This is a genomic window from Xanthomonas phaseoli pv. dieffenbachiae (genome assembly GCF_008639345.1).
Classification (GTDB): Bacteria; Pseudomonadota; Gammaproteobacteria; order Xanthomonadales; family Xanthomonadaceae; genus Xanthomonas; species Xanthomonas phaseoli.
Window position 1 is genome coordinate 2,732,429 of record NZ_CP041380.1, and the last position, 22,232, is coordinate 2,754,660.

At 65.3% G+C, this 22,232-nt stretch carries 18 protein-coding genes; 6 read left to right on the plus strand and 12 right to left on the minus strand.

All coding sequences use genetic code 11. The annotated features are described in order from the left end of the window. The first annotated feature begins 5 nt into the window (after positions 1-5). Positions 6-1,007: a magnesium and cobalt transport protein CorA gene (locus tag FLG15_RS12510; RefSeq protein ID WP_057677906.1), complete on the plus strand. Its 1,002-nt coding sequence runs from the start codon at positions 6-8 to the stop codon at positions 1,005-1,007. A 165-nt stretch (positions 1,008-1,172) separates the two neighbouring features. Here the strand turns inward: FLG15_RS12510 and FLG15_RS12515 are convergent, their stop codons facing one another. The 9 genes from FLG15_RS12515 to FLG15_RS12555 all read right to left on the minus strand — a co-directional run bounded on the left by FLG15_RS12515 (position 1,173) and on the right by FLG15_RS12555 (position 12,985). Then, positions 1,173-2,564, minus strand: a complete 1,392-nt coding sequence (locus tag FLG15_RS12515; RefSeq protein WP_209228165.1) for an NAD-dependent succinate-semialdehyde dehydrogenase — start codon at positions 2,562-2,564, stop codon at positions 1,173-1,175. Between the two features lie 182 nt (positions 2,565-2,746). Then, positions 2,747-3,595, minus strand: coding sequence for an ABC transporter permease subunit (locus FLG15_RS12520; protein ID WP_057677907.1), 849 nt, complete (start codon positions 3,593-3,595; stop codon positions 2,747-2,749). Then, positions 3,592-4,503 carry an ABC transporter permease subunit gene (locus FLG15_RS12525; RefSeq protein ID WP_150146444.1) on the minus strand — a complete coding sequence of 304 codons (912 nt, stop codon included), beginning with the start codon at positions 4,501-4,503 and terminating at the stop codon, positions 3,592-3,594. Before FLG15_RS12525 ends, FLG15_RS12520 begins: the two co-directional genes overlap by 4 nt. After that, entirely contained in the window at positions 4,500-5,633 is a 1,134-nt protein-coding gene (locus FLG15_RS12530; protein WP_057677908.1) for an ABC transporter ATP-binding protein, read from the minus strand. The genes FLG15_RS12525 and FLG15_RS12530 overlap by 4 nt, the downstream gene beginning before the upstream one ends. Before the next feature lie 114 nt (positions 5,634-5,747). Beyond that, complete coding sequence (locus FLG15_RS12535; RefSeq protein WP_209228166.1) at positions 5,748-7,238, minus strand: efflux transporter outer membrane subunit; 1,491 nt, start codon at positions 7,236-7,238, stop codon at positions 5,748-5,750. 4 nt (positions 7,239-7,242) lie between these two features. Continuing rightward, positions 7,243-8,829: an MDR family MFS transporter gene (locus FLG15_RS12540; protein WP_017156184.1), complete on the minus strand. Its 1,587-nt coding sequence runs from the start codon at positions 8,827-8,829 to the stop codon at positions 7,243-7,245. Continuing rightward, positions 8,826-10,028: an HlyD family secretion protein gene (locus FLG15_RS12545; protein WP_057677910.1), complete on the minus strand. Its 1,203-nt coding sequence runs from the start codon at positions 10,026-10,028 to the stop codon at positions 8,826-8,828. The genes FLG15_RS12540 and FLG15_RS12545 overlap by 4 nt, the downstream gene beginning before the upstream one ends. A gap of 249 nt (positions 10,029-10,277) precedes the next feature. After that, complete coding sequence (locus FLG15_RS12550; RefSeq protein WP_057677911.1) at positions 10,278-11,393, minus strand: polyamine ABC transporter substrate-binding protein; 1,116 nt, start codon at positions 11,391-11,393, stop codon at positions 10,278-10,280. A 224-nt stretch (positions 11,394-11,617) separates the two neighbouring features. Then, positions 11,618-12,985: an aspartate aminotransferase family protein gene (locus tag FLG15_RS12555; RefSeq protein WP_150146450.1), complete on the minus strand. Its 1,368-nt coding sequence runs from the start codon at positions 12,983-12,985 to the stop codon at positions 11,618-11,620. A gap of 185 nt (positions 12,986-13,170) precedes the next feature. On the opposite strand from FLG15_RS12555, the gene FLG15_RS12560 reads away from it, so the two are divergent. Continuing rightward, positions 13,171-13,578: a hypothetical protein gene (locus FLG15_RS12560; RefSeq protein ID WP_209227612.1), complete on the plus strand. Its 408-nt coding sequence runs from the start codon at positions 13,171-13,173 to the stop codon at positions 13,576-13,578. 271 nt (positions 13,579-13,849) lie between these two features. On the opposite strand, the gene FLG15_RS12570 is transcribed toward FLG15_RS12560, so the two are convergent. Together FLG15_RS12570 and FLG15_RS12575 are read right to left on the minus strand one after the other, a co-directional pair. Further along, positions 13,850-15,235 (minus strand): glutamine synthetase family protein, encoded by a 1,386-nt coding sequence (locus tag FLG15_RS12570; protein ID WP_150146458.1) that lies wholly within the window; start codon positions 15,233-15,235, stop codon positions 13,850-13,852. A gap of 6 nt (positions 15,236-15,241) precedes the next feature. Next, a complete protein-coding gene (locus FLG15_RS12575; RefSeq protein ID WP_057680103.1) occupies positions 15,242-15,997 on the minus strand; it encodes a gamma-glutamyl-gamma-aminobutyrate hydrolase family protein in 756 nt (251 codons plus the stop codon). A gap of 143 nt (positions 15,998-16,140) precedes the next feature. Here FLG15_RS12575 and FLG15_RS12580 point away from each other — a divergent pair, with 143 nt between their 5' ends. The 4 genes from FLG15_RS12580 (at position 16,141) to FLG15_RS12595 (ending at position 20,810) form a co-directional block, all read left to right on the plus strand. Then, positions 16,141-17,520 (plus strand): glutamine synthetase family protein, encoded by a 1,380-nt coding sequence (locus FLG15_RS12580; protein WP_057687080.1) that lies wholly within the window; start codon positions 16,141-16,143, stop codon positions 17,518-17,520. Further along, positions 17,517-18,836: an NAD(P)/FAD-dependent oxidoreductase gene (locus tag FLG15_RS12585; protein WP_170922318.1), complete on the plus strand. Its 1,320-nt coding sequence runs from the start codon at positions 17,517-17,519 to the stop codon at positions 18,834-18,836. The genes FLG15_RS12580 and FLG15_RS12585 overlap by 4 nt, the downstream gene beginning before the upstream one ends. 84 nt (positions 18,837-18,920) lie before the next feature. Continuing rightward, complete coding sequence (locus FLG15_RS12590) at positions 18,921-20,219, plus strand: diguanylate cyclase (protein ID WP_209228167.1); 1,299 nt, start codon at positions 18,921-18,923, stop codon at positions 20,217-20,219. Between the two features lie 129 nt (positions 20,220-20,348). Continuing rightward, entirely contained in the window at positions 20,349-20,810 is a 462-nt protein-coding gene (locus FLG15_RS12595; protein WP_057677890.1) for a bacteriohemerythrin, read from the plus strand. Positions 20,811-20,929: 119 nt separating this feature from the next. On the opposite strand, the gene FLG15_RS12600 is transcribed toward FLG15_RS12595, so the two are convergent. Further along, positions 20,930-22,210: an MFS transporter gene (locus FLG15_RS12600; protein WP_150146461.1), complete on the minus strand. Its 1,281-nt coding sequence runs from the start codon at positions 22,208-22,210 to the stop codon at positions 20,930-20,932. Positions 22,211-22,232: the final 22 nt, after the last annotated feature.

A 22,232-nucleotide genomic window follows, 5' to 3' on the forward strand; every position in this document is an offset into this window, starting at 1 on the left:
CGCTCATGAACAGCCACGGCCATCATCCGGATAATCCGTCCTGCGTCATCACCTGCGCTTACTACGACGGCGACGGCGAGCGCCACGACATCAGCCTGGAGCACATCAGCGATGTGTTGCAGCGGCCGGATGGCTTCGTCTGGGTGGGGTTGTACGAGCCGCAGGAATCGGTGCTGCGCAAGCTGCAGGACGAATTCGGCCTGCACGATCTGGCGATCGAAGACGCGCTCAAGGCGCATCAGCGCCCCAAGGCCGAAAGTTACGGTAACTCGCTGTTTGTGGTGGTCAACACCGCGCAGCTGGTCAACGAGCGCATCCGCTATGGCGAGACGCACGCGTTCCTGGGAAGGCGCTTCCTGTTGACGGTGCGGCATGGCGCGTCGCTGTCGTACGCGCCGGTGCGGCATCGGGTCGAACGCGAGCCGGCGATGCTGCACATGGGCGCGTCGTTCTGCCTGTATGGCGTTCTCGATTTCGTGGTCGACAATTACCTGCCGATCATGGACGAGTTCCGCGACACGCTCGAACGCCTGGAAAAAGACATCTTCGCCGACGACTACAAGCGCGAGACGGTGGTGCGCCTGTATGAGCTCAAGCGCGAACTCAACAAGATGCGGCTAGTGGTGGCGCCGCTGCAGGACGTGCTCTCGCACCTCAAGCGCAATCCAGGCTCGTTGATCCACGAAGAAGTCGGCATTTACCTGCGCGACGTGCTCGATCACGCCGTGCGCATCAACGATGCCATCGACACCCTGCGCGAGATGCTGGGCACGGCGCTGAGCGTCAACCTGTCGATGGTGACGCTCGCCCAGGGCGAAACCGTCAAGCGCCTCGGCGCGTGGGCCGCCCTGTTGGCAGCCCCCACCTTGATCACCAGTTGGTACGGCATGAACTTCGCCCACATGCCCGAACTCGATGCCCGCTACGCCTACCCCCTGCTGGTCGCCGGCGTCGTGGGTTCGTGCCTGGTGCTGTATCGCCTCTTCAAGCGCGCTAAGTGGCTGTAGGGCCGCGTTGCGGCCGGGAATGGGGAGTTGGGAATCGGGAATTGGTAGAGCGGCTCACAGCGGACTTTGGCCTGAATGCGAAGGGTCTCCTCATCATCCCTTCCCCCGGCAGATCGACGGAACGGCTCTTACGATTCCCGATTCCCTACTCTCGATTCCCGGCTTTCAAGCCACATAAATTGTCTTGACGTTCATGAACTCATGGATGCCGTGCTCGGCCAGTTCGCGGCCGAAGCCGGAGCGTTTGATGCCGCCGAACGGCAAGCGCACATCGCTCTTGACCACCGAGTTGACGAACGCCGCGCCGCACTGCAGCTGCTGCGCAACGCGCTCGCCGCGCTTGGCGTCGGCCGTCCACACGCTGCCACCCAGCCCGAAGGCGGTGTCATTGGCCACGCGCACCGCGTCCGCCTCGTCGGCCACGCGGATGATCGACGCGACCGGGCCGAAGAATTCTTCGTCGTATGCCGGCATGCCGGGGGCGACGTTGTCGAGGATGGTGGCCAGATAACCGGCATGCGAGCCGGCGACCGGTTCGCCGCCCAGCAAAACCTTGGCGCCCTTCGCCACGCTGGCCTGCACCTGCTTGTGCAATTCGTCGCGCAGGTCGGCACGTGCCATCGGCGCCAGCGTGGTGCTGTCATCCTGCGGATCACCGAGAACACGCTTGGCTGCGGCGGCGACAAAGCGCTCGATGAACTGCTCGGCGATCGCGTCCACCACGATGAATCGCTTGGCGGCGATGCAGGTCTGCCCGCTATTGTCGAAGCGCGACTGCACGGCCGACTGCACGGCGTACTCCAGATCGGCGTCTTCCAGCACCACGAACGCGTCGCTACCGCCGAGCTCCATCACGCACTTCTTGAGCTGGTCGCCCGCGTTTGCGGCCAGCGAGCGGCCGGCGCGTTCGCTGCCGGTCAGCGTTACCGCAGCAATGCGGTCATCGCGCAATACATCGGCAGCCTGGTCGTTATCGATATGCAGCACATCGAACACGCCTGGCGGAATGCCGGCGGCGTCCAGCACTTCTTTCATGGCGTCAGCGAAGCGCGGCACATTGCTGGCGTGCTTGAGCAGCGACACGTTGCCGGCCATCAGGCTTGGCGCCAGAAACCGGAATGCCTGCCACAGCGGGAAATTCCACGGCATGACCGCGAACACGCAGCCCAGCGGTTCGTAGCGCACATAGCTGGACTGCGCTTCGGTGGGAATGTCGCGCGGCGCCAGATAGTCGGCGGCGTGTTCGGCGTAATACGCGCAGGCCTGCGCGCACTTGTCGATCTCGGCCAGCGCCTCGCGGCGTAGCTTGCCCATCTCGGCGGTCATGATGCGTTGCAGGTCGTCGCGGCGCGTGGTCAGCTCCTCGCCAATGCGGCGCAGCAAGGCGCCACGCTCGGCCAGCGGCAACGCGGCCCAGGCCGGAAATGCCTTGGCGGAAGCAGCCAGGCGCGCTTTGATGGCAGCGGCGTCCAGGGTTTGCTGGGTGTGCTCGACCTGGCCATTGGCGGGGTTGACGGTGTCGTAGGACATGACGGTCTCCTGTTGCGAGGCGGTCATGCTAGACGCCGGCAAGTTCGGGGCGCGTCACAATCGCCTGAAACTGCTGCAACACTGTGTTCGCAAGGACCGTGGCCGTCAGCCACTTGGTGCGTGCAGCCGCATTGGTTTCCAAGGCAGTTCTGCCGAAAGTCCACCTGCCCGCGTACGCATCTGCACCTCGTGCCCAGCCTGCTGCGCGCTCAGCCTTCGCGTTGCAAGGCCAGTTGCGCATCGCGCAGGCGGCGTTTTTCGCTGCGCGACAGCAGCCACCAGCCGATCAGCGCGGCCACCGACACTGCCAGCACCATCACCGTGGCCAGCGCATTGATCTTCGGGCTGATGCCCAGGCGCACCGACGAAAACACCTTGATCGGCAAGGTGGTGGAACTGGGCCCGGCCAGGAAGCTGGCAATCACCACATCGTCCAGCGACAGCGTAAAGGCCAGCAGCCAGCCCGATGCCAGGGCCGGCGCGATGATCGGCAAGGTGATCTGGAAAAACACCTTCAACGGCGTGGCACCGAGATCCATCGCAGCTTCTTCTAGCGAGCGGTCCAGTTCCTGCAGCCGCGAAGAAATCACCACGGTCACGAACGATACGGTGAAGGTGACATGCGCTACCCAGATCGCCACCGCACCGCGCGGCGCGATGCCGAGCACGCCTCCCATCGACACCAGCAACAGCAGGATCGACAGACCAATGATGACTTCGGGCATCACCAATGGCGCGGTGATCAGTGCGCCGAACAGGGTTTTGCCGGGAAAACGCCGCATGAGCACCATCGCCATGGCCGCCATCGTGCCCAGCACCGTCGATGCGCACGCTGTCCAGAACGCCACCTCCAGGCTGACCCAGGCCGCGTCGAGCAATTGCCGGTCGCGCACCAATTCGCCGTACCACTTGGTCGAAAACCCACCCCACACCGTTGCCAAGCGCGAGGCATTGAACGAGTACACCATCAACAACAGGATCGGCAGGTACAAGAAGCCGAAACCCAGTGCGAGCACGCTGCCGCCGAGCAGGCGCCCACCGCGCGAAGCGCGCATCATGTCAGCCGCCCTTCCAGCTCACGCTGCTGGTAGCGGTGGAAGATCACGATCGGCAGCAACAACAACACCAGCATCACCGTGGCCACGGCCGCGGCCACCGGCCAGTCGCGGTTATTGAAGAACTCGCCCCACAGCACGCGCCCGATCATCAAGGTGTTCGGCCCGCCCAGCATTTCCGGGATGACGAATTCGCCCACCGCCGGAATCATCACCAGCATGCAGCCGGCCACGATGCCGTTGCGCGAAAGCGGCAAGGTGATGCGCACGAATGCCTGCCATGGCCGCGCGCCCAGATCGTAAGCCGCTTCGAGCAGGCGCTGATCGTGCTTGACCAGGTTGGCGTACAGCGGCAACACCATGAACGGCAGGTAGCAGTACACGATGCCGATGTAGGCGGCGATCGGCGTGTACAGCAACTGCAATGGTTGCTTGATCACGCCCAACGCCAACAGCGCCTGATTGAGCACCCCATTGCCATCGAGAATGCCGATCCACGCGTACACGCGGATCAAGAACGACGTCCACGACGGCAGCACCACCAGCATCATCGCCACGTTGCGCGTGGCCAGCGGCAGTCGCGCGATCACGTAGGCCATCGGGTAGCCGATCAACAGCGCCAGTGCAGTGGAGATGGCCGCAATCTTGATCGAACTCAGGTACGCAGCCACGTACTGGCTATCGCGCAGCAAGGCCAGATAGTTGCCCAGATGCAGTTTGAGGCTCACCGCACCGTCTGCCGCAACCGCCAATAGCGGCGTATACGGCGGCATCGCGGTGGCGCGCTCGGCGAAGGAAATCTTCAGCACGATCAAGAACGGAATCGCGAAGAACACCAGCAGCCACAGATACGGTGCGGCGATCACGCCCCAGCGTGCGCCCGGCAACCCGCGTACGAACACGCGCTTCATGCGGTGAGCACCACGCCGTCGTCTTCGCCCCACCCTACCCACACGGTGTCGCCCCAGGTCAGCGCTTCGCTGGCCCAGCGCTGGCGATTGGCGAAATTGGCCATCAGCTTGACTCCGCTGGGCAAGCGCACGTGGTACACCGAATGGCTGCCGAAATAGGCGATGTCTTCGATCACGCCACGCGCCTTGTTGCAGGCCTGCGCCGGCTCGTCCTTGCCGATCGCAAGCTTTTCCGGGCGCAACGCGAACGCCACCGCCTGCCCTTCGAAGCCGGTGATGCCGTGGCCGATGCGGATGCAGGCATCGAACGCAGGCGTCTTCAAGGTGACGTATTGCGGCTGGTCTTCGACGATGATTGACTCGATCAGATTGACCGAGCCGATGAACTCGGCCGCAAACCGGTTGGCCGGCTGTTCGTAGATTTCATCGGGCGTGCCGACCTGCTGGATCCAGCCCTGGTCCATCAGCGCGATTCGGGTGGCCATGGTCATGGCCTCTTCCTGATCGTGGGTGACCATGACGCAGGTCACGCCGGAGGTTTCGATGATGTTGACCAGTTCCAGCTGCATCTGCGAGCGCAGTTTTTTATCCAGCGCCCCCATCGGTTCGTCCAGCAACAGCAGCTTGGGGCGCTTGGCCAGCGAGCGCGCCAGCGCCACGCGTTGCTGCTGCCCACCGGAGAGCTGGTGCGGCTTGCGCTTGGCCAGCGCGCCAAGGCGCACCAGCTCGAGCATCTCACCAACGCGGGTGGCGATCGCAGCCTTGGGCAAGCCTTCCTGCTTCAGCCCGAAGGCGATGTTCTGCTCCACGCTCATATGCGGAAACAGCGCGTACGACTGGAACATCATGTTGATCGGGCGTTCGTACGGCGGCAGCGCATCGATGGGTTGACCATCCAGGACGATGCGCCCCTTGGTCGGCCGCTCGAACCCGGCAAGGCAGCGCAACAGCGTGGATTTGCCGCTGCCGGAACCACCGAGCAATGCGAAGATCTCGCCCTTGCGAATCTGCAGGCTGACCTCGTCGACCGCAACGAAGCCGTCAAACTCCTTGCGAACCGCGTCGATGCTCAGGTAGCCGCTGTCGCCAGCGGTGAAGTGGGGTTGCGGAGTGGCCTCGGGGGATGCCATTGAACCTCTCGATTGCGCAATGCGTACGCCACAACGGCGACTGCCGACCATGATGGCAAAACCCGGACGCGGCCGCCGCATGGGCTGGCGCGTCACAGATTGCCTTGCCTACTCTCAGCGCGCGGCCTGCGCCGGTTCGCTCCAGCCCAGCCCCAGGCTCTTCTGCAGGGCCACGTAATTCACCAGCAACTGCACCTGCGCCTGCGCGGCGGCGTCCTGCGCCGACAACTGCTGGCGCTGCACATCCAGCAGATCGATCGATGAGGTGGCACCGGCATCGCGACGCTGCTGCATCAGCCCGGCCGAGCGCGTGGCCGAGGCTTCGGCCTGGCGTGCGACCACCAGTTGCCTGCGTGCCGAACCGAAGCGCGCCAATGCCGAATTGGCATCCTGCAACGCAGCCAGCACGGTCCCTTCGTATGCTGCGGTACGACCGGCATTGCCGGCGCGCGCCTGCTCCACCTGCGCGCGGGTCTTGCCGAAATCGAAGATCGACCAGCGCAGCATCGGCACCGCCAACGTGGTCCGCGCATCGGAATTGAAATCGCTCGGCGAGCCGGCGACCCAGCTCAGCCCCCCCAGCAGACTCACCTGCGGGAAGTAGCCGTTCAACGCCTCGCCGATCTGCGCGCTGGAGGCGGCCAGCTCGCGCTCGGCCTTGCGCACGTCCGGGCGCCGCCGGATCAACGCGCCGGCATCGTCCACGCGTACCTGTGTCGGCAGCATCGGCAAGGGCTGCGGCGCGCTGAGCTGCGCATCCAGCGCACCGGGCTCGCGCCCGACCATCAACGCTAGCTGGTCCAGCGCTTCTTGCGATTGCATTTCCAGCGGCAGGCGCTGGGCTTGCTGCTGCTGCACCTGGGTGGCGATCTGCTCGACCTGCAGGTCCGAGGCAACGCCCTGCCCGCGGCGTTGCTGTACCAGCTGCAGCGACTGTCGGATCTTGTCCAGGTTGGCATCGGCAATGGCCAGCCGCGCCTGCAAGCCGCGGTAATTGAGATAAACCTGCCCGACTTCGGCGGCCAGCTGCACCTGCGCATCGGCCAGCTCGGCTTCGGAGGCCTGTGCCTGCGCCAGCGCGCCTTCGGCGGCGCGACGGCGGCGGCCGAAGAAATCCAGCTCCCAGCTGGCATCGAAACCGGCGCTGTAGATCTCGGTCTTTTCCAGATCCAGCGCCTGGCTGCCGGCCGCCGGCGGTTGGCCGGGTTGGCCCTGTTGCAGCCCGCCGAGCGTATCGACGATGGTTTGCGGCGGCTCGGCGTAGGCATACACCGCGCTGGCGTTGAGTTTGGGCAAGCGTTCGGCGCGGCGTTGCTGGGCCAGCGCGCGGTTGGCGCGCAATCGCGCCTGCGCCGCGCGCAGGTTGGGGCTATCGGCCAATGCCTGGGTGACCAACTGGGTCAGGAGCGGGTCGTGCAGTTCCTCCCACCAATGGTTCAACGGTGCGGCGGCGACCACGTCCGCGCCGCTGGCGCGATGCAGGGTGGGTGCTTGCATCGCCGCGTCGGCAACCGCTGGCGGCTTGGTGTAGTTGGGGCCGAGCATACAGCCGCCAAGCAGCAGCGTGCTCAACGCCGCAGCCAGCGGCATGCGAATCAGGCGCATGGAATCAGTGCATTGCAAGGTGCGCCCCCTTGGGTAACGGCTTGAGCAAAAAGGCCAGCGGAATCGTGCAGACCACGATCACGCCGAAGATCCAGAACAGATCGCTATAGGTCATCACCAGGGCCTGCTGTTGCACGACGCGGGCGAACTGGGCGATCGAGCGGGCGGCGGCCTCGCCGCCGGCGCTGCCCTGCATCTGTGCGGTCAGGCCGGCCAGCGCCTCCTGCGCGCGGCTGGCGTTGGCGGTGATCGAGCTGCCGATGGTTTCGGTGTGGAAGGTCATGCGGCGCTCCTGAAAGGTGGAGATCAGCGCCAGCCCGACCGAACCGCCCAGGTTGCGGCCGGCGTTGAACAGGCCCGAGGCATCGCCCGCCAATTCCGGCGGCACCGACGAGATCGCCGCCTGGTTGAGCGACATCATCGCCAATGCCAGGCCGCAGCCCTGCAGCAGCTGCCCGGCGACGAAGTGCGTGCCCACGGTGTCGGCAGTCAGCGACAGATTGACGAAGCAGGCAGCGGCAAAGCAGATCAGCCCGGCTATCACCAGGATGCGCACGTCCACCGTTTCCAGCAGCTTGGGCATCATCGGCATCAGCAACACGGTCGGCAGGCCAGACAGCAGCAACACGTATCCGGCCTGCTCGGTGTTGTAGCCGGAGATGACCGCCAGGAACTGCGGAATCATGTACATGACGCCGAACAGGATCATGCCCACCGCCATCACCATGATGAAGACCGCGCCGAAGCTGCGCTGCAGCAGCAGCGACAGCCGGATCACCGGAGGGCGCCGCCGGAACTGGCTGATCACCAGGGCGATGAATCCGCTCAGCGCCATCAGGCTCAGCGTATTGATCTCGCTGGACTCGAACCAGCGCTCGCGCTGGCCTTCTTCCAGCACCACGGTCAGCCCGCCCAGGCCGGCCGTCAACCCGTAGATGCCCAACCAATCGGCATTGAGCAGACCGGCCCAATCGCCCTTTTCATGCCTGAGGCCGAGCAGCAACAACGCCACCAGGCCGACGCAGATCGGCACGTTGATGAAAAACGCGTAGTGCCAGCTGACATTTTCGGTCAACCAGCCGCCAAGCAGCGGGCCGATCACCGGGCCCATGATCACGGTCATGCCGAACAAGGCGGTGCCCATGGTCTGCTGGCTGGGCGGCAACCGCGTGGCGACGATGGTCAGCGCAGTCGGAATCAGCGCGCCACCGGCCAGGCCCTGCCCGACGCGGCCGATGATCATCATCGACAGCGATGTCGACAGCCCGCACACCACCGAGAACGCGGTGAACATCACTGCACAGATCAGCAGGAAATTGCGCAGGCCCAGCGTGCGCACGAACCAGCCGGTCAGCGGGATCATGATGATCTCGGCCACCAGGTAGGCAGTGGAAATCCAGGTACCTTCGGTGCCGCTGGCGCCGACCTCGCCCTGGATGGTGGGCAGCGCGGCGTTGACGATGGAAATATCCAGCGTCGCCATGAACGAGCCGATGGTGCCGGCCAGCACCGCCAGCCAGGCGCCCGGCTCGGCCTTCTCGCGCTGGGCGCTGCCGCCGGCACGCGGGCCGGTGGCGGCCGCTGCACTCATCGCGCGCGCTCCTGCTCCTGCACGCGGTCGGACTCTTCTTCGGCACGCTGCTTGGCGTCCTTGGCCGAACGCGTGTCCACGGTGACCTCCACCGACATGCCCGGCACCAGCACCTTGCGCGCCTCTTCACCGGCCAGCACACGAATGCGCACCGGAACGCGCTGTACCACCTTGGTGAAATTGCCGGTGGCGTTTTCCGGCGGCAGCAATGCGAACTGCGAGCCGGTGCCCGGCGACAGGCTCTCGACCTTGCCGTGCAGTTTTACGCCCGAAAGCGCATCGACCTCGATCTCGGCCGGCTGGCCGGGACGCATCAGGCCGACCTGGGTTTCCTTGAAATTGGCAACCAGATACAGCGATTCCTGCGGCACGATGGTCATGGTGCGGGTGCCGGCGCCGAGGAACTGGCCCACCTGCACGGTCTTGTCGCCAACCCGGCCGTGGATACGGCTGGTCAGACGGGTGTCTTCCACCGCCACCCGCGCCTGGTCGGCATCGGCGGTGGCCTGTTTCACGCCGGCCTGCGCCTGTTCCAGTTGCGCGCGGCTGGCCTGGATCTGGCTCTCGCCGGCCTTGGCCTGCGCCTGCGCGGCGTCGTACTGGGCGCGCGCGCGCGCCAGGTCGTGCTGCAGGCTTTCCTGGTGTTCGTGGGTGTCCGCGCCGGAGGCGGCCAACGGTGCGAAGCGCTTCACTTCGGCCTGGGCGAACTTGAGGCTGGCAGCGGCCGCGGTCACCTGGGTGCGCGCCTGCAGCAGCGCCGATTCCTGCGCGGAGACATTGGCAGTAGCAGCGACGATATCGGCCTGACGTGCGGCAATGGCGGCTTCGGCCTGCTGCAGGGTGGCCTGGTAGGTGCGGTCGTCGATCTGCAGCAAGGGCTGGCCGGCCTCCACGATCTGGTTGTCGCTCACCAGCACCTTGGTCACGTAGCCGCTGACGCGCGGTGCCACAGCCACCGAATCGGCCTGCAGATAGGCGTTGTTGGTGTCCTGCATGTAGCGGCCCTTGATCAGGTAATAGGCCAGCCATACCACCAGCAGGATCAGCACCAGCACCCCGACCAGGATCAGCGTCCACTTCACCCTGGGGTTCTTCAACGGCGAGGGCTTGGGCGCCTCCTGCTCGTCTCGCGCGCCTGCGCCCTGCGCATCCGTGGCCGAGGACTGGCCGTCATTGGACTGATGGTCGTGGTTACTCAAAAGGATGCGTCCTGTGTGATGGGCGAGGCGCGCCACGCAGCGGCCGTCTCGGCGGCGTCGGCAACGGCGGCGCAACCATACAATTATTTGAACTGCCCGGTACAGATTGCGTGATGACCCGGTCGGCCGGCCATCGGCCTACCAGGTCCCGATGGTGCCGTCCCGACGCCGTGCGCTGGGCACGCGGAATGGGCCGTCGTACCAGGCAGCACGGCGCTCGAGCGCAGCACCCGCCGTCAACGCCGCAGCTCAATGCCCGGTCTTGATCTCGGTCCACAGCCGCGTGTACAGCCGGTCCACTTCCGGCGGATTGATCGCGTAGGTGAACATCTTGGCGGTCACTTCCGGCGGCGGGTAGATGGTGGGGTCGTTGCGAATCGCCGCATCCACCAACGGCGTGGCGGTGCGCACCGGGTTGGCGTAATGGATGAAATTGGTATTGGCCGCGGCCACGTCCGGCTTCAACAGATAATTGATGAAGGCATAGGCGTTGTCCGGGTGCTTGGCGTCCTTGGGAATGGCCAGCATGTCGAACCACTGCGGCGCACCTTCCTTCGGAATGGCGTAGGCCACCTTGATGTTGTTGCCGGCTTCCACGGCACGGTCGCGCGCCTGGATGATGTCGCCCGACCAGCCCACCGCCAGGCAGGTATTGCCGTTGGCCAGCGAGGTCACGTACTGGCTGGAGTGGAAGTTCTGCACGTACGGGCGAATGGCCTTGATCAGCGCGGCAGCTTTTTCGATCTCGGCCGGCGCCGTGCTGTGCGGATCGAGCCCGAGATAATTGAGCGCAATCGGAATCATGTCCGACGGCGTGTCCAGGATGGTCACGCCACAGTCCTTGAGTTTGGACAGATTCTCCGGCTTGAACACCAGGTCCCAGCTGTTGGCGACGTCGGTATTGCCGAAGATGGCCTTGAGCTTGTCGACGTTGTAGCCGATGCCGGTGGTGCCGATCATGTACGGCACGCCATAGGCGTTGTTCGGGTCTTGCGCGGCGATGCGGCGCATCACGTCCGGATCCAGATTGACCAGATTGGGAATCTTGCTCTTGTCCAGCGGCAGGAAGACGCCGGCCTGGATCTGCCGGCCGAAGAAATTCAGCGTGGGCACCACCACGTCGTAGTCGCTGCCGCCGGCCAGCAGCTTGGTTTCCACCATTTCGTCGCTGTCGAAGACGTCGTAGGTGACCTTGATGCCGGTGCTCTTTTCGAACGCGGGAATGGTGTCTTCGGCGATGTAATCGGAATAGTTGTAGACGTTGAGCACCTTGGCCTGCGCGTCGGTCTTGCCGGGCGCGCCAGCGCCGCCGCAGCCGGACAACAGGGTGATGGGCAGCGTCAGGGCGAGCAGTCGCAGCGTCATGTGGGTCTCCAGGCAGCGCGATGGGGCGGCCGGTGTCGAATCCGGGCTCTTCCCAGCCTACCCACCACGCCCGGATTTGCCCAGCGCAGCGAGGCCGGCACAGACAGGCCTTGCCGGCTGGCGAGCGCGGCAGCCGCCGCGATGGCACCGATGTGTGCGCATGCTTGGTCGTCCTCGTCCTCGTCGCGGCCCGCTGCGGTGCGGTGGAACCGGTTGTGCGGGAGCTATCGGCCCAGCGCCTGCGCAGTGTCGTCCAGCGCGGCCCAGGCCTTGTCGAACAGTTCGTCGACCTGCGCGCGGGTGATGATCAACGGTGGCGACAGCAGCATGGCATCGTAGGTCGCGCGCAGGATCAGCCCGCGGCGCAGCGCGAAATCGCGGCACAGCGCCCCGACCCGCCCGCGCCCCGGGAAATACGCACCGCGACGCTGTTTGTCCGGCACCAGTTCCAGCGCCCCGACCAACCCGGCGATGCGTGCCTCGCCCACCAACCGATGCTCGCCCAGCGCGGCCCAGCGCTGCGCCAGGTAAGGCGCAACCTGCGTGCGCGCGGTCTCCACAATGCCCTCGTCCTGCAGCAGGCGCAGGTTTTCCAGCGCCACCGCCGCGCACACCGGGTGCCCGGCATAGGTGCCACCGTGCGCCAGCTCGCCGCCTTGGCTCTTGAGCACACCGGCCACGCGGTCGTTGAACATCGCCGCCGCCAGCGGGATGTAGCCGGAGGTGATGCCCTTGGCCAGGGTCATCACGTCGGGCTGGAAGCCGAAATACTCCGCACCGAACCACTCGCCGGTGCGGCCGAAGCCGCAGATCACTTCGTCGGCAACCAGCAGGACGTCGTAGCGCCGGCAAATCCGCTCGATTTCCGGCCAGTAACTGCGCGGAGGGATGTAGGCGCCGATCGCGCCCATGATCGGCTCGCCGATAAAAGCGGCGACGTGATCCGGCCCGAGCTGCAGAATCTTGTCTTCCAGACGACGCGCCGCCAGCACCCCGTAGTCCTCCGGATCCATCCCCCCGCCATCGCCGAAGTGATATGGCGGTGCGATATGGTGGATATCGGCAATCGGCAACCCGCCCTGCTGGTGCATTCCCTTCATGCCGCCCAGGCTGGCGCCGGCCATGGTGGTGCCGTGATAGCCATCATGGCGGCCGATGAAGATGCATTTTTGCGGCTGCCCCTGCACGGTCCAGAAATGCCGCACCAGGCGCAGGATGGTGTCGTTGGCCTCCGATCCGGAGTTGGCGAAGAACGCATGATTCAAATCGCCCGGCGCCAACTCCGCCAGCTTGGCCGCCAGCTGGATGGTGGGTTCGGTGGTGCACTGGAAGAAGCTGTTGTAGTACGCCAGCTGCTCCATCTGCCGCGCCGCGGCCTGCGCCAGTTCCTTGCGCCCATAGCCGACATTGACGCACCACAATCCGCCGAACGCATCCAGCAACTGGTTGCCATCGGCATCCCACACGTACATGCCCTCACCGCGCGTCAGGATGCGCGTACCCTTCTGCGCCAGTGCCGCGTTGTCGTTGAACGGATGCAGATGATGGGCGGCATCGAGCTGCTGCAACGCCTTGAGCACCGAAGGATCCACGACCTGCTCCGCGCGTGAGGGGTTACAAGCATACCCAGGCCCTGTCGCCGGACCGTGGACGGCCTTGCAAAACGCCCCGCCACTTCCTTGCACGCCCGATGCACAGGTGGGCCGCAAGAACTTGCCCTGCCACCGACGTCGCCCTCATCCGCCCCTCGCGCACCTTCGCTCCATGAAGGAGGCCAATGTCCCGATGGAAGAAGGAAACATCTGGCGACGTAAACGGCCTGCACATTTCGACCGCACTTTCGGCATCCTGCCCAGCACTGCCTGGCCTGCACATGGCATCGCCGCACCTCCGTGCGTTGCGCAAGGCAGCGCTTGCCCTGCATTGCATTGCCCTGCTCTGCCTTGTCCTGCTTTGCTTTGCTTACGCTTTTCCGGGGCCCCATACCGCAGCGGCAAGGCCGGCAGATACGACCCGAAGGGCGGCGCGCATGGATGCGCAACGTTTTTGTAAGGGACATGGATGTCCCTTACAAAAATTTCTGCCGGACTTGCGCACCCGCAGCGCCGAAGGCGCGCAGGGCGCGAGGACGGGGTGTGCTTTCTTTTTGGTTACTTTTTCTTTGCACAAGCTAAAGAAAAAGTAACTCGCGCCCGAAGGGCGTGAAAGCCCTGCTTTTGGCTCAACTATCCAGAACAATTCCAAAGAAACGTGAAAGCTATGCTTAAAATTTGCCCCCCAAAAAACGCGCAAGCACTGATCACGCCACGCCTCAACATCGCCCAGCGCCGTACCCTCATCGCCCTTCGGGCACCTTCTCCCCCATAAAGGAGGACAATGTCCCGGCGGGAGAAGGGAAAAACCTGGGCTCTCGACGGAACAAGGGAAGCGCCCGGCACCGGCCTCAATCACGCCGCTCACACGTTCAACAACAAGAACTCCCGTTCCCACGAACTGATGACCCGGAAAAACGTTTCGTATTCCTTCCGCTTCACCGAGATGTAGGCACGCACGAACCGCCACCCCAACATCTCTTGCAACGCCTCGCAGCCTTCCAGCTCATCCAGCGCCTCGCCCAGCGAGCGCGGCAAATCGTAGCCTTGCTCCTTGCCATTGCTGCTGATCGGCGCGGTCGGTTCGAGCTTTTCGCCAATGCCCAATAACCCGCACGCCAGCGTCGCGGCCATCGCCAGATACGGGTTGGCGTCGGAGCCGGCGAAGCGGCTTTCCACCCGCATGTTCTGTGGCGCATCGATGGGCACGCGCAGCCCGCAGGTGCGGTTGTCGAAGCCCCACAGCACATTGCTCGGCGACACCTCGCCGAACATCAACCGCCGGTATGAATTGACGTTGGGTGCCAGCAGGCCCATCGCCATCGGAATGTATTTCTGCAAGCCGCCCAGATAATGCGCGAACGTATAGCTGAAACCGCCCTCGCGCTTGCCGCTGAACACGTTCTTGCCGGTGCCGGCATGCAGCAGGCTCTGGTGGATATGCATCGCACTGCCTGGCTCGGTTTCCATGGGTTTGGCCAGGAACGTGGCATACACACCGTGCCGCAGCGCGGCTTCGCGCATGGTGCGCTTGAACAGGAACACCTGGTCCGCGCGCGACATCGGGTCGGCATGGGTGAAGTTGACTTCCAACTGCGCGGCGCCGGATTCGTGGATCAGCGTGTCCACGTCCAGCTCCATCGCATCGCAATAGTCGTACATCAGGTCCAGGATGGGGTCGAACTCGTTGACCGCATCGATCGAATACGACTGCCGTGCGGTTTCCGGGCGCCCGGAGCGCCCTGCCGGCGGCAGCAGCGGGAAGTCGGGGTCGGTGTTTTTCTGCACCAGGAAGAATTCCAGCTCCGGCGCCACCACCGGTTGCAGCTTGGCCTGGGCGTAGGCGTCCAGCACGCGGCGCAGCACGTTGCGCGGGGCAAGTTCGTGCGGCTGACCATCCTTGGTATAGCAGTCGTGGATGACCTGCGCGGTGGGGTCGGCCGCCCATGGCACCATGCGCACGGTGCTGGCATCCGGGCGCAGATGCATGTCCGAATCCGACGGTGAGGTCAGCGCGTAATAATCGTCGGGGAAATCGCCGGTCACGGTGGTGGCGAAGATGCCTTCCGGCAGGCGCGTCCCGTAGTCATGCGAGAACTTGTCGGCAGGAATGATCTTGCCGCGCGCGTTGCCGGTGATGTCCGGCACCAGGCATTCCACCTCGGTGATGCTGCGCTCTTTCAGCCAGCGGCGCAGCGCGCTCTCCGGCTGCGTGGACGTGGTTTTGCGCGAACGTGTGCGGATGGACATGCAACCTCACTTGCCGCGTCGCGCGGCGTATTGGCGACAGGCCTCGCCGAAGGCCTGAAAGATGGCACGGTAGAACGGATGCTGTGTGACACGCCATTCCGGATGCCACTGCACCGCCAGCAGAAAGCCGGGGCCCGGGCCGCGGAATGCTTCGATCAGGCCGTCCGGCGCGGTAGCTTCGACCAGCAGGCCCTGAGCCAGTGCGGCAATGCCCTGCCCGTGCAGGGAATTGACCCATACCTGGGCGCTATCGCTCATGCCCGCCAGCCAGCCGCCGGGATGCAGGTGCACCACATGCGCGGGGCCATATTGCGCGTCTACGGGTGTGCTGCGGTCTTCCCGGTGATCGGCCAGGCCGGGCACGTCGTGCACGCGCTGATGCAGGCGCCCGCCCAGCGCCACGTTGACCTCCTGCAGCCCGCGGCAGATCGCCAGCACCGGCAGTCCAAGCGCAAGCGCCTGCGGGATCAGCGCAAGGCTGGTGGCATCGCGCGCCGGATCGTGCGGGTTGCCTTCCCAGCTGGGCTCGTCGCTGTAGTGATGCGGCTCCACATTGCTGACCGCTCCGGTCAACAACAGCCCATCCAGCCGCTCCAGCCACGCGCCCGCATCCAATGCCGGCTGCAGGCTGGGCAACAGCACCGGCATCGCGGCGGCTGCCTCGACCACCGCGCGGATGTACTTCTCGCCGGCGGCCAGGAACGGATGAGGCCCTTGCAGGATGCGATCGGTCGGCAGGCCGACCAGCGGAACGACAGCCATGCGCGAAAATCCGATACGTTCGGTGGAACGTCGATACGCTCGACGTTACCGCGCCACTGCCGGCATTGCCAAGCGCGCCACTGCGCTTGCGATTACTCACGCGCGCTTTGCTACGCTGCGCGGCGACTTCGCAGGTGTTGCCCATGGCTTCCGAGAACTCCATCGCCTCCCTGCCCGCTGCCGATGCAGATACCCTCTCTCGCATCGCCGGGTGCGAGTCTGTCGACCTGTTATTGCCCGACACCAATGGCGTGCTGCGCGGCAAGCGGGTGACCGCCGATGCGCTGGGCAAGGTATATCGCGACGGTGTGTGCCTGCCGATGTCGCTGATCGCCACCGACATCACCGGCAACACGGTGGAAGAAACCGGGCTTGGCTATGCGATCGGCGACGCCGACCGCATCTGCCGGCCGATCGAAGGCTCGCTACGCCCGGTGCCCTGGGCGCCACGGCCGATGGCGCACCTGCTGTTGGCGATGCATACCCCCGAAGGCGGGCTGTTCGACGTTGCCCCGCGTGCAGTGTTGCAGCGCGTGCTGCAGGGGTTTGGCGCACTCGGCCTGACCCCGGTCATCGCAGTGGAACTGGAGTTCTATCTGTTCGATGCGGTCGCCGATGCACAGGGGCGACCGCAGACCCCGCGCGACCCGATCACCGGTGAACGCAGCGACAGCACGCAGGTGTATTCGCTGCAGGACCTGGACGACCAGCGCGGCTTCACCGATGCGGTCACCGCCGCGTGCCGGCAGCAAGGCATTCCGGCCGACACCGCCGTGGCCGAGTACGCGCCCGGCCAGTTCGAAATCAATCTGCAACACCGTGCCGATGCAGTGGCCGCCTGCGACGAGGCGATGTTGCTCAAGCGCACCATCAAAGCCATTGCGCAGCAGCAGGGCAAGCTGGCCAGTTTCATGGCCAAGCCTTTCCCCGGCCAGGCCGGCAGCGGCCTGCATCTGCATGTGAGCCTGCTCGATGCCGCCGGGCACAACGTGCTGGCCAGTGCCGCCGACGTGCCTGCGCAGCCGCTACGCCACGCCATCGCCGGGCTGCAGCGGCATGCCGACGCCTCGCTCTTGATGTTCGCCCCGCATGCCAACAGCTATCGCCGCTTCGTCAGCAATGCGTTCGTGCCGCTGGATGCGAGCTGGGGCTTCAACAACCGTACCGTGGCGCTGCGCATCCCGCACAGCGATGCGCACAATACCCGGATCGAACACCGCATTGCCGGCGCCGATGCCAACCCGTATCTGGCCGCTGCAGCCGTGCTGGCGGCGATGCTGGACGGCCTGCGGCAGCCGGCCGAACCCACCGCGCCGGTCACCGGCAATGCGTACGCGCAGTCGGCGTTCATCCCGCGCAGCTGGCAAGGCGCGGTGGATGCGTTCCTCGGCAGCGACTTCATCGCCGAACAGTTCGGCACGCAGTTCCAGCACGTATTCGGCCAGCAGAAGCAACGCGAGCTGCTCGACTACCAGGCGCAGGTCCCCGACCTGGATTACGCGCGGTACCTGCGCACCGTGTGATGGCCTACCCGCACGCGCCACTGCCGCACGGCGATTCACCGGGCAACGGGTATCCGGACAGCTGGTACGCACGCAGCACGCCGGCCCTGCCACAACAACCGCGCCTGCAAGGCGCCGAGCACGCCGACGTCTGCATTCTCGGCGGTGGCTATACCGGCCTTGCCGCCGCGCTGGCGCTGGCCGAGGCCGGTTACGCCGTCATCGTGCTGGAAGCCCGGCGCGTGGGCTGGGGGGCGTCCGGGCGCAATGGCGGCCAGGCCATCGTTGGCTACGGGTGCGAGCAGGAAACGCTGGAAGCGCTGGTCGGCAACGACGATGCTCGCCTGTTGTTCGATTTTTCGCGCGACGGCATGCGCCTGCTGCGCGAGCGTATCGCGCGTCATGCCATCGCCTGCGACTGGCGCGACGGCCACGCGCATGTACCGCTGAAGCCGCGTCAGGTGCGGGCGCTGCAACAGGGCATCGTGCGCATGGCCGAACGCTACGACTACCCGCTGCAATGGTGGGACCGCGCACGGACCCGCCAGGTGCTGGACAGCCCGCTATACCTGGGTGCCATGTTCGACCCCGCCAGCGGCCATCTGCAGCCGCTGGCCTATGCGTTGGGCCTGGCGCGAGCCGCGCTGGCCGCCGGCGTGCGCATCTACGAAGACTCGGCCGTGACCAGGCAGCAGCCCGGGGAGCGCGTGGTGATGCATACCGTCCACGGCAACGTGACCGCCGCGTTCGGTGTGATCGCCGGCAACGCCCTGCTGCGCGGCATCGCCCCGACGCTGGAACAACGCATCATGCCGGTCGGCACCTATGTCGGCGCCACGCCACCGCTGGGCCAGGCGCGTGCACGCGCCCTGATCGCCAACGACATGGCGGTGGCCGATACCAACTGGGCACTGGATTACTATCGGCTCAGTGCCGATCACCGTTTGCTGTTCGGCGGGCGCGCCAGTTACTCCTCGCGTCCGCCTGCGGGCTTGCAGCGCCTGATGACCCAGCGCATGCACACGGTGTTCCCACAGCTGCACGATGTGCCGCTGGAAACGCTGTGGGGTGGCTACGTGGACATCTCGCGCAACCGTGCGCCGCACTGGGGCCGGCTGGCGCCCAACCTGTACTTCGCACAGGGCTTTTCCGGGCACGGCGTCGCGGCCACCGGGCTGGCCGGCCAGGTCATTGCCGAGGCCATCGCCGGCCAGAGCCGGCGCCTGGACGTGTTCGAACGCATTCCGCACCGCCCGTTCCCCGGCGGGCAGCGGCTGCGGACCCCGCTGCTGGTGGCGGCGATGAGCTGGTATCGGCTGCGCGATGCGCTGTGGTGAGCGCCCCGCTTTGGAACGTGGTGCTCAAGTTTTGGCGAGCAGGGCCGTTAGCTGACCTGACGGTTCGATCCAGATGGCCAGCCGATGTCTCCAGGTACCCTACATCGCAATAATGAAAGTGCAGTCCTGCCGCAGCGCGTGCTGTTGGTGGAGAACTCGCGCACGTTCACCAGCATGCTGCGCGAAGCCATCGAGCAACGCGTGGAACTTCCGGTCACGGTCGTCTCGACACTGGCCGAAGCCGCGCGCGTGCTCGACGAAGAGGACGGCTGGTTCCTGGTCCTCACCGGCCTGGTGCTGGTGGACGGCGACCGCGACAAGGTCGTGGAATTCTTTCTCTCGCGCAAACTGCCCACCGTGGTGGTCAGCGGCGTGTACGACGAAGACCTGCGCCAGCGCGTGCTGCAGCAGCAGATCATCGACTACGTGCTGAAAAATGCACCGGGCAGCATCGAATACCTGGCATGGCTGGTGCAGCGCCTGGAGCGCAATCGCCGCATCGCCGCCCTGGTGGTGGACGACTCGCTGTCGGCACGCACCTATGCCGGCGCGCTGCTGTCGATGTACGGCTACCGCGTGGTACTGGCGGCCGACGGCGCTGCCGGGCTGGACGCGATCGAACGCGATCCCGGCATTCGCCTGACCATCGTCGACCAGGAAATGCCTGGGATGGATGGCGTGGAATTCACCCGCCGGCTGCGCGCGATCCGCTCGCGCGACAAGGTGGCGGTGATCGGCATTTCCGGCAATAGCGATTCGTCGCTGATCCCGCGTTTCCTGAAGAACGGCGCCAACGACTTCCTGCGCAAACCCTTCTCGCGCGAAGAATTCTTCTGCCGCGTGTCGCAAAACGTGGACCAGCTGGAATTGATCGGTACGCTGCAGGATCTGGCCACCCGCGACTTCCTCACCGGCCTGCCCAACCGCCGCTATTTTCTGGAACAGAGCCAGCGCGTCATTCCCAAGCTGCTGCTGCAAGACCAGACGGTCACCGCCGCGATGGTGGATATCGACCATTTCAAGCACATCAACGACACCTGGGGCCACGAAGCCGGCGACCAGGCGTTGCGTGCAGTGGCCGCCTCGGTGTCCGGACATGCGCGGCCGCAGGATCTGGTCGCACGCTTCGGCGGCGAAGAATTCTGTCTGTTGGTGCCCGGGCTGGATGCGGCCAATGCGACCAGCTATTTCGAAACCCTGCGCGAACGCATCAGCGCCCTGCGCGTGCGCGTGGGAGACGAAACGTTGAGCATGACGGTGAGCATCGGCGTATGCATCGCCAGCGAAAGCGACCAGTCGCTGCATTACCTGCTGAACGAAGCGGACAAGCACCTGTACCTGGCCAAGGCCGGCGGCCGTAACCAGGTGCGCCTGGCAAGCTGATCCTGCCTCGTCTGCCGGCCCAAGCGGCGCGTACGGACGATGTGCGTGCCGACATGCCTTGATCCAGATCAACGCCCTGCCGGTGTGCGCGGCTTACCGTATGCCCATCGCACTGGGCAAGGTACTTCGATGGCACTGCTGGTCTGGCAGGACGACCTCAACACCGGGATCGAGGTCATCGATCATCAACACCGGCGCATTGTGGACATGATCAATCAGCTGCATGTTGCGCAGACCAGTCTGCAGCAACTGGCTGTGGCGGAGGTGATCGACGAACTGATCGATTACACGCTCTCGCACTTCGCCTTCGAAGAAGAACTGATGCAGGAAGCCGGCTACCCCTTCAGCCAGGCGCACCAACGCGTGCATGCGGTATTCGGCAAGCGCGTGGGCGAATACCGCCTGCGCTTCCAGGCCGGCGAAGACGTCAGCGACGAGCTGCGCAACATGCTCTCACGCTGGCTGTTCAACCATATTCGCGGCGACGACCAGGCCTACGCACCGCAGGTGATCGCACACCTGGACCGGTTTTCGCGGACCCATCAGCACGGTAGTTGGCTGGGCCGCACGCTCAAGCGGATCTTCGGCTAGAAGCCGGATCGACGCCGCGGCGCTGCAGCAGCACTTTGATGCGCGCACGCTATCGCGTCATCGGGCACCGCCAGTTCGCTGCACGATCCGGACACTTCACACACCGTCGCGACCTCCGCTCAGCGACGCCAACGCCGCGCCACGACCAGCGCCACCAGGCTCAGCACGGCCGCCCCGCCCAGGTAATACCCCACCGATTGCACGCCGTAACTGGCCGCCAGTTGCGTGGCCACGTAGGGCGCCGGTGCCGCGCCCAGGATGCTGGCCAGATTGAACGACAGCGATGCGCCGGTGTAGCGCACCTCGGTGGGGTACAGCTCGGCCAGCAGCGTGCCGCAGGGACCATAGGTCAGGCCCATGAAGAAAAATCCCAGCGACAGGAACGCCAGCACCTGCAACGGGTGGCTGGCCTGAAACAGCGGTGCAAACGCCAGGCCGAATGCCACGATGGCGATGCTGGCCAGCATCATCGCCAGCGGCGCGCCGTGCCGGTCGCCAAACTTGGCCGACAGCGGAATGCCGAGCGCAAAGAACACGATGCCGGCCATCTGCAGCAACAGGAATTGTTCCTTGTCGTAGCCCAGCGTCTTGGTGCCGTAGCCAAGCGCGAACACCGTCATCAGATAAAACAGCACGAAGGTGGCGAATGCGCCCAGCGTGCCGACAATCAGTGCCGGCCAATGCTGCGACACCACGGTGCCCAGCGGCAGCCTGACACACGTCTTGCGGTCCAGCGTCTTCTGGAAATCCGGCGTCTCGGTGATGCTCAGGCGCACCCACAGCCCGGTCAGGACCAGCAACGCACTGGCCAAGAACGGCACGCGCCAGCCCCACTGCATGAACTGCGCATCGTCCAGCACTGCGCCCATGCCCAGAAAGGTGCCGGTGGACAACAAAAATCCCAGCGGCGCGCCCAGTTGCGGAAACATGCCGTACCAGACGCGCTTGCCCGGCGGCGCGTTCTCGGTGGCCAGCAGCACGGCCCCGCCCCACTCCCCGCCCAGTCCCAAGCCCTGGCCGAAGCGGCATAACGCCAGCAACGCAGGCGCAAACACGCCGATCTGCGCGTAACTGGGCAGCAGGCCGATGGCCACGGTGGACAGACCCATCGTCAGCAGCGCTGCCACCAGCGTGGCCTTGCGCCCTACCCGGTCGCCGAAGTGACCGAACACCGCCGAGCCCACCGGCCGTGCGACGAACGCGACCGCAAAGGTCGCCAACGACTGCAGCATCGCCGCACTGCCATCGCCGGCGGGAAAGAACAGCGTGGGAAACACCAGCACTGCAGCGGTAGCGTAGATGTAGAAATCGAAGAACTCGATGGTGGTGCCGATCAGGCTGGCGAACAGCACGCGCGCGGGTGAATTGGTGGGTGCGGCAAGCGGCGCAGCGGCAGTCATGGTTGATCGACATCCGGGAAGC

Bases quoted from the DNA above. Each gene is read 5' to 3' on its own strand.
- FLG15_RS12600 (WP_150146461.1), bottom strand. From the start codon at position 22,210: ATGACTGCCGCTGCGCCGCTTGCCGCACCCACCAATTCACCCGCGCGC.
- FLG15_RS12540 (WP_017156184.1), bottom strand. From the start codon at position 8,829: ATGAGTGCAGCGGCCGCCACCGGCCCGCGTGCCGGCGGCAGCGCCCAG.
- FLG15_RS12550 (WP_057677911.1), bottom strand. From the start codon at position 11,393: ATGACGCTGCGACTGCTCGCCCTGACGCTGCCCATCACCCTGTTGTCC.
- FLG15_RS12580 (WP_057687080.1), top strand. From the start codon at position 16,141: ATGGCTTCCGAGAACTCCATCGCCTCCCTGCCCGCTGCCGATGCAGAT.
- FLG15_RS12560 (WP_209227612.1), top strand. From the start codon at position 13,171: ATGTCCCGATGGAAGAAGGAAACATCTGGCGACGTAAACGGCCTGCAC.
- FLG15_RS12530 (WP_057677908.1), bottom strand. From the start codon at position 5,633: ATGGCATCCCCCGAGGCCACTCCGCAACCCCACTTCACCGCTGGCGAC.
- FLG15_RS12515 (WP_209228165.1), bottom strand. From the start codon at position 2,564: ATGACCGCCTCGCAACAGGAGACCGTCATGTCCTACGACACCGTCAAC.
- FLG15_RS12575 (WP_057680103.1), bottom strand. From the start codon at position 15,997: ATGGCTGTCGTTCCGCTGGTCGGCCTGCCGACCGATCGCATCCTGCAA.
- FLG15_RS12595 (WP_057677890.1), top strand. From the start codon at position 20,349: ATGGCACTGCTGGTCTGGCAGGACGACCTCAACACCGGGATCGAGGTC.
- FLG15_RS12590 (WP_209228167.1), top strand. From the start codon at position 18,921: ATGTCTCCAGGTACCCTACATCGCAATAATGAAAGTGCAGTCCTGCCG.
- FLG15_RS12570 (WP_150146458.1), bottom strand. From the start codon at position 15,235: ATGTCCATCCGCACACGTTCGCGCAAAACCACGTCCACGCAGCCGGAG.
- FLG15_RS12520 (WP_057677907.1), bottom strand. From the start codon at position 3,595: ATGATGCGCGCTTCGCGCGGTGGGCGCCTGCTCGGCGGCAGCGTGCTC.
- FLG15_RS12510 (WP_057677906.1), top strand. From the start codon at position 6: ATGAACAGCCACGGCCATCATCCGGATAATCCGTCCTGCGTCATCACC.
- FLG15_RS12525 (WP_150146444.1), bottom strand. From the start codon at position 4,503: ATGAAGCGCGTGTTCGTACGCGGGTTGCCGGGCGCACGCTGGGGCGTG.
- FLG15_RS12535 (WP_209228166.1), bottom strand. From the start codon at position 7,238: ATGCGCCTGATTCGCATGCCGCTGGCTGCGGCGTTGAGCACGCTGCTG.